General features: G+C 75.0%; 8 protein-coding genes and 1 pseudogene. 1 reads left to right on the forward strand and 8 read right to left on the reverse strand.

The window, feature by feature from the left end; all coding sequences use genetic code 11:
- The 7 genes and pseudogenes from nuoE to NH342_RS20605 form a co-directional block, all read right to left on the reverse strand.
- Positions 1-726: NADH-quinone oxidoreductase subunit NuoE (nuoE, locus tag NH342_RS20575; protein ID WP_253017815.1), on the reverse strand; the 726-nt coding region annotated here is incomplete at its 3' end.
- Positions 723-2,042, reverse strand: coding sequence for an NADH-quinone oxidoreductase subunit D (locus NH342_RS20580; protein ID WP_253017817.1), 1,320 nt, complete (start codon positions 2,040-2,042; stop codon positions 723-725). The genes NH342_RS20580 and nuoE, both read right to left, overlap by 4 nt.
- Positions 2,039-2,728: an NADH-quinone oxidoreductase subunit C gene (locus tag NH342_RS20585; protein ID WP_253017819.1), complete on the reverse strand. Its 690-nt coding sequence runs from the start codon at positions 2,726-2,728 to the stop codon at positions 2,039-2,041. The genes NH342_RS20580 and NH342_RS20585 overlap by 4 nt, the downstream gene beginning before the upstream one ends.
- A gap of 196 nt (positions 2,729-2,924) precedes the next feature.
- Positions 2,925-3,393: pseudogene (locus NH342_RS20590) on the reverse strand (NADH-quinone oxidoreductase subunit B family protein); the annotation flags it as partial.
- A gap of 1 nt (position 3,394) precedes the next feature.
- Positions 3,395-3,757: an NADH-quinone oxidoreductase subunit A gene (locus tag NH342_RS20595; protein WP_165640194.1), complete on the reverse strand. Its 363-nt coding sequence runs from the start codon at positions 3,755-3,757 to the stop codon at positions 3,395-3,397.
- 262 nt (positions 3,758-4,019) lie between these two features.
- Positions 4,020-5,264 carry a geranylgeranyl reductase family protein gene (locus NH342_RS20600; RefSeq protein WP_253017821.1) on the reverse strand — a complete coding sequence of 415 codons (1,245 nt, stop codon included), beginning with the start codon at positions 5,262-5,264 and terminating at the stop codon, positions 4,020-4,022.
- Between the two features lie 174 nt (positions 5,265-5,438).
- On the reverse strand, positions 5,439-6,155 hold the full coding sequence (locus tag NH342_RS20605) for a demethylmenaquinone methyltransferase (RefSeq protein ID WP_253017823.1): 717 nt from the start codon (positions 6,153-6,155) through the stop codon (positions 5,439-5,441).
- Positions 6,156-6,194: 39 nt separating this feature from the next.
- On the opposite strand from NH342_RS20605, the gene NH342_RS20610 reads away from it, so the two are divergent.
- On the forward strand, positions 6,195-7,448 hold the full coding sequence (locus tag NH342_RS20610; RefSeq protein WP_253017825.1) for an isochorismate synthase MenF: 1,254 nt from the start codon (positions 6,195-6,197) through the stop codon (positions 7,446-7,448).
- A gap of 132 nt (positions 7,449-7,580) precedes the next feature.
- Here NH342_RS20610 and NH342_RS20615 read toward each other — a convergent pair.
- A partial coding sequence (locus tag NH342_RS20615) for a thiamine pyrophosphate-dependent enzyme (RefSeq protein WP_253017827.1) occupies positions 7,581-8,574 on the reverse strand: 994 nt, incomplete at its 5' end.

The following is an 8,574-nucleotide window of genomic DNA, read 5'->3' on the forward strand; positions in this document are numbered from 1 at the left end:
GGTCTCGCCGCGCTCGGCGGCCAGCCGGACCCCGCGCAGGGTGGGGACGCCGGCGCTGGGCCCGTCGACCGCGGCGCGCTCGGCGGCGGCGTCGGCGTGCTGGCTGAACCCGGCGAGCTGGCGGGAGATGCCGCGGAAGTCGGTCAGCGGCGCCCCGCGGGTGGGATCGGGCTTCTCGCCGCGGCGCAGCGCCGCGACCAGCTCGAGGGCGGAGCCGACGTCCTGCTGGTCGTAGAACTCGTAGTCGACGGTGACGACCGGCGCGTAGTCGCAGGCGGCCAGGCACTCGGCGTGCTCGAGGGTGATGGAGCCGTCGGCGGTGGTCTCGTCGTGGTGCACGCCGAGCTCGTCGGCCACCGCGTCGTAGATCCGCTGGCCGCCGAGGACGGCGCACAGCGTGTTGGTGCAGACGCTGACCAGGTGCCGGCCGGTGGGGCGGCGCTTGAACATCGTGTAGAACGTCGCGACCGCGCCGACCTCGGCCTTGGTCAGGCCCAGCACGTCCGCGCACAGCGCGACGCCCTCGGGGGTGACGTAGCCCTGCACGGACTGCACCAGGTGCAGCATCGGCAGCAGCGCCGACCGGGGCACCGGGTAGCGGGACATGATCTCCCGGCACTCGGCGCGGGTCGTCCCGGTCAGCGGCGGCAGGTCCTCGGCGGGCTCCTCCACGGGCGCGGAGTCCAGGCCGGCCACCCCCTCGGTGGCACCGGGCAGCGCACTCATCGGTCGACTCCCCCCATGACCGGGTCGATGGAGGCGATGGCCGCGATGACGTCGGCGATCATCCCGCCCTCGCTCATCGCCGCGGTCGCCTGCAGGTTGGTGAAGCTGGGGTCGCGCACGTGGACCCGGAAGGGCCGGGTGCCGCCGTCGGAGACGACGTGGAAGCCGAGCTCGCCGCGGGGGCTCTCGACCGCGGTGTAGACCTGCCCGGCAGGGACGCGGAACCCCTCGGTGACCAGCTTGAAGTGGTGGATCAGGGCCTCCATCGACTGGCCCATGATGTGCTTGACGTGGTCCAGGGAGTTGCCCATGCCGTCGGCGCCGAGCGAGAGCTGCGCGGGCCAGGCGATCTTCTTGTCCTCGACCATGACCGGGCCCGGCCGCAGCCGGTCCAGCGCCTGCTCGATGATCTTCATCGACTCGTTGACCTCGGCCATCCGGACCAGGTAGCGGCCCCAGGCGTCGGCGGTGTCGGCGGTGGGCACCTCGAAGTCGTAGGTCTCGTAGCCGCAGTAGGGCTCGACCTTGCGCAGGTCCCAGGGCAGGCCGGCGCTGCGCAGGATCGGGCCGGTGACGCCCAGGGCGACGCAGCCGGTGACGTCGAGGTAGCCGACGTCGCGCAGCCGGCGCTGCCAGATGGGCTGGCCGGTGAGCAGCCGGTGGAACCCGGCCACCCGCTCGGGCATGATCGCCAGCCACTCGCGGATCTTGGCCTCGATGCCCTCGGGCAGGTCCTGCGCGACGCCGCCGGGCCGGACGTAGGCGTGGTTCATCCGCAGCCCGGTGATCTCCTCCAGCAGGTCCAGCACGAGCTCGCGCTCGCGGAACCCATTGGTCATGCCGGTGAGCGCGCCCATCTCCATGCCGAAGGTGGCCAGGCCGACCAGGTGGGAGGCGATCCGGTTGAGCTCCATGACCAGCACCCGGATGGTGGTGGCGCGCTCGGGCACCTCGATGCCCAGCAGCTTCTCCACCGCCAGGCAGTAGCCGGTCTCGTTGAACAGCGGCGCCAGGTAGTCCATCCGGGTCACGAAGGTCGTGCCCTGGGTCCAGGTGCGGTACTCGACGTTCTTCTCGATGCCGGTGTGCAGGTAGCCGATGACGACGCGGGCCTTGGTGACCGTCTCGCCCTCGAGGTCGAGCACCAGCCGGAGCACCCCGTGCGTGGAGGGGTGCTGCGGGCCCATGTTGACCACGAGCCGTTCCTCGGCGAGCGGATCGGACCCGAAGGTCAGGTCCCAGTCGCCGCCGGTGACGGTGTAGACGCGGCCCTCGGTGGTCTCGCGACTGCCGGCGTAGGGGTCGGTGGTGGTCACCGGTAGGACCGCCTCTCGTCCGGGGGCGGGATGGTCGCGTCGTGGTACTCCACGGGCACCCCGCCGAGCGGGTAGTCCTTGCGCTGGGGGTGGCCGTCCCAGTCGTCGGGCATGAGGATCCGGGTCAGCGCCGGGTGGCCGTCGAAGACGACGCCGAACATGTCGAAGCACTCGCGCTCGTGCCAGTCCGACGTCGGGTAGACCCGGGTGGCGCTGGGCACCCGGGGGTCCTCGGCGGTGACCGCGACCTCCAGCCGTACGCGCCGGCGGTAGGTCATCGAGGTCAGGTGGTAGACCACGTGCAGCCGCTCGCCGGGAGGGCCGCCGGCGTCGTGGTGGTCGACCCCGCTGACGCTGCTGCACAGCTCGAAGCGCAGCGCGTCGTCGTCGCGCAGTGCCTGCAGCAGGACGAGCAGGTGCTCGCGGTGCACGAACCAGGTGATCTCGCCCCGGTCGACCAGCACCCGGCGGACGGCGGCGTCGTAGGTGGCCTGCCCGACCGCGTCGGCGAGGGCGTCGGCGACCTCGTCGAACCAGCCGCCGTAGGGCCGGTCGGTGGAGTGCAGCGCGACCGCGCCGCCGGGCTCGACCCGGACCAGTCCGCCGAAACCCGAGGTGTCGCCGCTGCCGGTGACCCCGAAGGCGCCGGTGCGGAACGCTCCCCCGCCCTGGCCCGCCGTGGTCACGGCCGCTCCCCCGGCAGCAGGACGGCGTTGCCGCCGCGCTGCTCGATGGCGAACTGACCGGTGCGCCCGGCGGCGGCCGCCTCCTCGTAGGCCTTCCGCGCCTGCTTGTCGGCCCGCACGGTGGAGGGCATCTCGACGTGCAGGTCCTTCGCCGTGCCGTCGGCCCGCGCCGCGGCCAGCGCCGCCGCGCGCTTGGGGCCCAGCGGCTCGTGCTGGATCTTGTGGTGCAGCTTGAGGATGGCGTCCATCAGCATCTCCGGCCGCGGCGGGCAGCCGGGCAGGTACATGTCCACCGGGACGATGTGGTCGACGCCCTGCACGATCGCGTAGTTGTTGAACATGCCGCCCGAGCTCGAGCACACGCCCATGGCCAGCACCCAGCGCGGCTCGGGCATCTGGTCGTAGATCTGCCGCAGGACCGGCGCCATCTTCTGGCTGACCCGGCCCGCGACGATCATCAGGTCGGCCTGCCGCGGGCTGGCCCGGAAGACCTCCATGCCGAAGCGGGCCAGGTCGTAGCGGCCGGCACCGGAGGCCATCATCTCGATCGCGCAGCAGGCCAGGCCGAAGGTGGCCGGCCACAGCGAGGACTTGCGGGTCCAGTTGACCAGCTTCTCCACGCTGGTCAGCAGGACGCCGCTGGGGATCTTCTCCTCGAGGCCCATCTCAGTCCCACTCCAATCCGCCGCGGCGCCAGACGTAGGCGTAGGCGATGAAGACCGTGGCGATGAAGACGACCATCTCGACCAGACCGAAGACCCCGAGCTGGTCGTTGGCGACCGCCCAGGGGTAGAGGAAGACGATCTCGATGTCGAAGACGATGAAGAGCATCGCGGTCAGGTAGTACTTGATCGGGAAGCGACCGCCGCTCAGCGGCTGGTCCACCGGCTCGATGCCGCACTCGTAGGCCTCGAGCTTGGCGGAGTTGTACCGGCGCGGGCCGATGAACGGCGCCGCGGTGACCGAGAACAGCGCGAACCCGGCGGCCAGCACGAACAGCCCGACCAGCGGCGCGTAGGTCGCGAGCATCAGCGCCTCCCCCGGTTCCCGACCCGCTTGTGAATTGGTTCACAAGTCGACACGGTCCGACCCTATGCCCGAGATCACAGTCAGCGGAAGGGACCCCCTCCCGGCGCGCCGCAACTCAGGGCACCCTCACCGCCGTCCGTGCCGCTCGACGCGCCGTGCGACGGGACCCGCAGCCACCGGCCGGGAGCGAGGCGTGACGGGCAGCCGATCACTGCACGGCCGGCTGATCACCGACGGGACCGGGCCGATGCGGAGGGGCAGATCAGCGGGAGGGGGTGAGGCGGTGCAGCACGTCGAGGGTGCGGTCGACGGCGTCGCCGCCCCGGCCGTCGGAGAGGTTGCCCATCAGCCGCAGCGCGACCGACACCGCGGCCGGCCGCTTCAGGCCGTGCGCGGTGGCGAACCGGACCAGCTCCGGCCGGGCCAGGCCCTTCAGGAACAGCGCGCCGAGCCGGTGGTGCGCGCCGAACTCCGCCCGCAGCCGCTCGGGGTAGCGCCGCAGCACCGCCTCGCGCGCCGGGCCCGCGGGGGCGGCCAGCGCGGCCAGCACGACCTCGCTGGCGGTGCGGGCGGTCTCCATCGCGTAGCTGATGCCCTCGCCGTTGAACGGGTTCACCGTCCCGGCGGAGTCCCCCACCAGCACCAGCCCGCGGGTGTAGGCCGGCCGGCGGGACAGGGAGGTGGGCAGGCCCGCGCCGCGCAGCGGGGTGCCCGGCGCCTCCGGGTCGATCCCCCACGACGGCGGCAGCGACGCCAGCCAGCGGCGGTAGACGGTGCGGGTGTCGTCGCTGCCGGCGTACCGGGTGTCCAGCAGGCCGAACCCGACGTTCGCCGTCCCGTCGCCCATCGGGAAGAACCAGCCGTACCCGGGCATCGACTCGGCGTCCGGGCCGCGGTCGGTCAGGTCGAAGGAGATGTCCAGGTAGGGGTCGTGCGTGCGCGGGGTCGGCAGGTACTGCCGGACGGCGACGCCCAGCGGCACGTCCGTGCGGCGGGTCAGGCCCAGCGCCTTGGCCAGCCGGCCGGACAGGCCCTCGGCGGAGACGACCAGGGTGGCCCGGTGCTCCTCGCCGTCGGCGGTGTGCACGCCGCACACCCGGCCGGCGTCGTCCAGCAGCGGCTCGGTGACGGTGACCCCGAACCGGATCTCGGCGCCCGCGACGACGGCGTGCCGGGCGAGCTGGGCGTCGAGGTCGGCGCGGGTGCGGATCAGCCCCCCGGCGGGCCAGCGGGCCAGCCGCGGCCAGTCGACCTCGACCACCTGGCCGCCGCCGTGCACCCGCAGGCCGCGGTGCCGCACCCAGCCGTCGTCCTCGGTGTCGATGCCCATCGCGGCCAGCGCGGCCACGCCGCGCGGGGTGAGGCCGTCGCCGCACACCTTCTCGCGCGGGAAGTGCGACTTCTCCAGCACCAGCACGTCGAGACCGGCGCGGGCCAGCCAGTAGGCCGCCGACGACCCGGCCGGACCGGCCCCGGCGACCACCACGTCGTGCTGCTGCGTCGCCACGGCCGGGAGTCTAGGAAGGTGGGGGCGCGACCGGGTCGGTCGGGCTGGGCACCGGGGACGGCGGCGCGGGCTCCGACGGCACCGGGTCGACCGGGGTGGGCGGCGGCTCGACGGGACCGGGGTCGGGTGTGGGCGGGAACGTCATGACCCGGCTGTGCCCGGGGTCACGTCGGGTCAACCCCGCTTGCTGCCCCGGTGCAGGGCCACGACGCCGCCGGTGAGGTTGCGCCAGGCGACGTCGGCCCAGCCGGCGGCCTGCAGCTTGGCGGCCATCGGCTGCTGCGGCGGCCAGGCCCGGATCGACTCGGCCAGGTAGACGTAGGCCTCGGGGTTGCTGCTCACCGCCCGGGCGATCCCGGGCAGCGCCTTCATCAGGTACTCCAGGTAGACCGTCCGGAACGGCGTCCAGGTGGGGGTCGAGAACTCGCAGACCACCAGCGTGCCGCCGGGACGGGTCACCCGGTGGAACTCGCGCAGCGCCGCGTCGGTGTCGGCGACGTTGCGCAGGCCGAAGCTGATCACCACGCCGTCGACGCTGGCGTCGGCCAGGGGCAGCGCCATCGCGTCGCCGGCGACCATCGGCACCGGCCGGTGCGCGCCCGCCCGCAGCATCCCCTGGGAGAAGTCGCAGGCGATCGCGGTGACCCCGCCGGAGGCGAGCTCCACGGTGGAGACGCCGGTGCCGGCGGCGACGTCGAGCACGGTCTGCCCGGCCCGGGCGCCCAGCGCCTCGCGGGTGGCACGCCGCCAGCCGGCGTCCAGACCCCCGGAGAGCACGGTGTTGGTGACGTCGTACCGGCCGGCCACCCGGTCGAACATCGCGGCGACCTCGGCGGGGCGCTTCTCCAGCGTCGCCCGGTAGCCGGCGTGTGTCCGATCTCCTGCGCTCACGCCCGACGACGATACGGGCGCGGTGCTTATCGTGATCGGGTGAGCAGCCCGGCGACGACGACCCAGCGCGTGGTCACCACGCCGCTGGGCCGCCGGCGCAGCGACCTGCTCACCAAGCTGCCCGCCGAGGGCGCGCTGGCCTGGGTCCGCGACGGCGAGGGCCTGGTCGGCTGGGGCGAGGTCGACCGGTTCGAGGTCACCGGCCCCGGGGCGCTGGAGCGCGCGGCCGAGTGGTGGGCGCAGCGCTGCGCGGCCACCGACGTGGTCGACCCCGTGGGCCGGCCCGGTTCGGGCGCGGTGGTGTTCGGCTCGGTGGCCTTCGACCCCGAGCGCGGCCGGTCGGTGTTCGTCGTCCCGGCCGTGGTGCTCGGCCGCCGGGACGGCGAGACGTGGGTGACCGTGGCCGGCGGCGACCACCCCGAGGTCACCGAGTTCCCGGCGCAGGCCGCCGACGCCTCCATCGGCCGGCTCGTCTACGCCGACGGCGCGCTGGACCCGGTGACCTGGTGCGGCCGGGTCGCCGAGGCCGTGCACCGGATCGCGGCCGGCGACCTGCAGAAGGTGGTGCTCGCCCGCGACGTGCTGGTGCGCGCCGACCACCCGCTGGACCCCCGCCGGCTGCTGCTGCGGCTGGCCGCGCGCTTCCCCTCCTGCTGGACCTACGCCGTCGAGGGCCTGCTGGGCGCGACCCCCGAGCTGCTGCTGCGCCGCACCGGCGACGAGGTGTCCTCCCGGGTGCTGGCCGGCACCGCCGCGCGCAGCTCCGACGCCGCTGCCGACACCGCCCTGGGCGCGGGCCTGGCCGGCAGCGCCAAGGACCACGCCGAGCACCGCTACGCCGTCGAGAGCCTGGCCACCGCGCTGCGGCCGCACTGCCGGGACCTCGACGTCCCGTCCCGGCCCTCGGTGCTGACCCTGCCCAACGTGCGGCACCTGTCCACCGACGTCCGCGGCCACCTGGCGCCCGGCGCCCCCGGCTTGCTGGAGCTGCTGGCCGCGGTGCACCCCACCGCCGCGGTCGGGGGCACCCCGCGGGAGGCGGCGATGGAGCTGATCCGCGAGGTCGAGGGCATGGACCGCGACCGGTACGCCGGCCCGGTCGGCTGGCTGGACTCCCGGGGGGACGGCGAGTTCGGGCTGGCGCTGCGCTGCGCCCAGCTCACCGGCGGGGCGGGCGGCGCCGAGGCCCGGCTGTTCGCCGGGTGCGGCATCGTCGGCGACTCCGACCCGATGGCCGAGCTGGCCGAGACCCAGGCCAAGCTCGCCGCCGTCCAGGCCGCCCTGCAGGACTGACCCCCCGGCGTGGATCAGCTGGGACGAGCGGTGTGCATCCTCCGCCACGGATGCCGGTGGCGGAGGATGCACGGTCCTCGTCGCACCTGATCCACGCCGTCGGCGCAGCGGGTCACGCCGTCGGCGCGGCGGTCAGGCCAGCGCGGCGGCGGACGCCTCGCGCAGGGTGCGGGCCAGCTCGGCCTCCGCGCGCTGGTCACCCCGGACGACGACCACCCGCGGGCCGCCCAGCGCCAGGGCGCCGCGCAGGCCGTCGGGGTCGTGCACCGAGGTGGCCGCCCAGCCCAGCGACCGGGCGACCGCGACCAGGTCCCGGCCGTGCGGGGTGCCGAACACCCGGCGGTAGCCCGCGGCGTGCTCGGGCCGGCCGGGCTCGAGCTGGGCGAAGATCCCGCCGCCGTCGTTGTCGGGCACCACCAGGGTCAGGTCGGGCACGGTCTCGCCGTCGCCGAGCAGCAGCCCCTGCAGGTCGTGCAGGAACGTCAGGTCGCCCAGCAGCGCGAACGCCGGCCCGCCCCCGGCACCCTGGTGGGCCAGCGCCGCGCCGACGGCGGTGGACACCGTGCCGTCGATCCCGGCCACGCCGCGGTTGGCCAGCACCGTCAGCCCGGCACGCGGCACCGCGTACCGGTCGACGTCGCGCACCGGGTTCGACGAGCCCAGCACCAGCAGCGCGCCCGCGGGCAGCGCGGCGACCAGGTCGCGGGCCAGCCGGGGCGCGGTGAGCCGGGGGGTGGCGTCCAGCACCCGGTCGACCGCGGCGCCGACCCGGTCGGCGGCCCCGGCCCACTCCTGCGCCCAGCCGTCGGGCACCACGTGGCCGGAGATGTCGGTCTCGCCCAGCACCGCGCCCGGGTCGGGCAGCACGCCGCCGACCCGGCTGGAGCTGCGGCCCGCGTCGGGCCAGCGGGGGTGCGGGGAGACGCTGTCGACGACGACGTCGGGGTGCGCCAGCAGTGCCGAGACCGGCCGGCTCAGCGTGGGCCGGCCGACCAACAGCACCCGGTCGGGCCGGTGGGCGGCGGCCCACGGGGTGCCCAGCAGCAGCGCCGTGCCGCGGACGGAGGTGGCGCCGCCCCAGGTGCCGCTGCTGGGCTCGCCGAGCACCGGCCAGCCGCGCTGGCCG

It is taken from the genome of Klenkia sp. PcliD-1-E (assembly GCF_024124375.1).
GTDB lineage: Bacteria > Actinomycetota > Actinomycetes > Mycobacteriales > Geodermatophilaceae > Klenkia.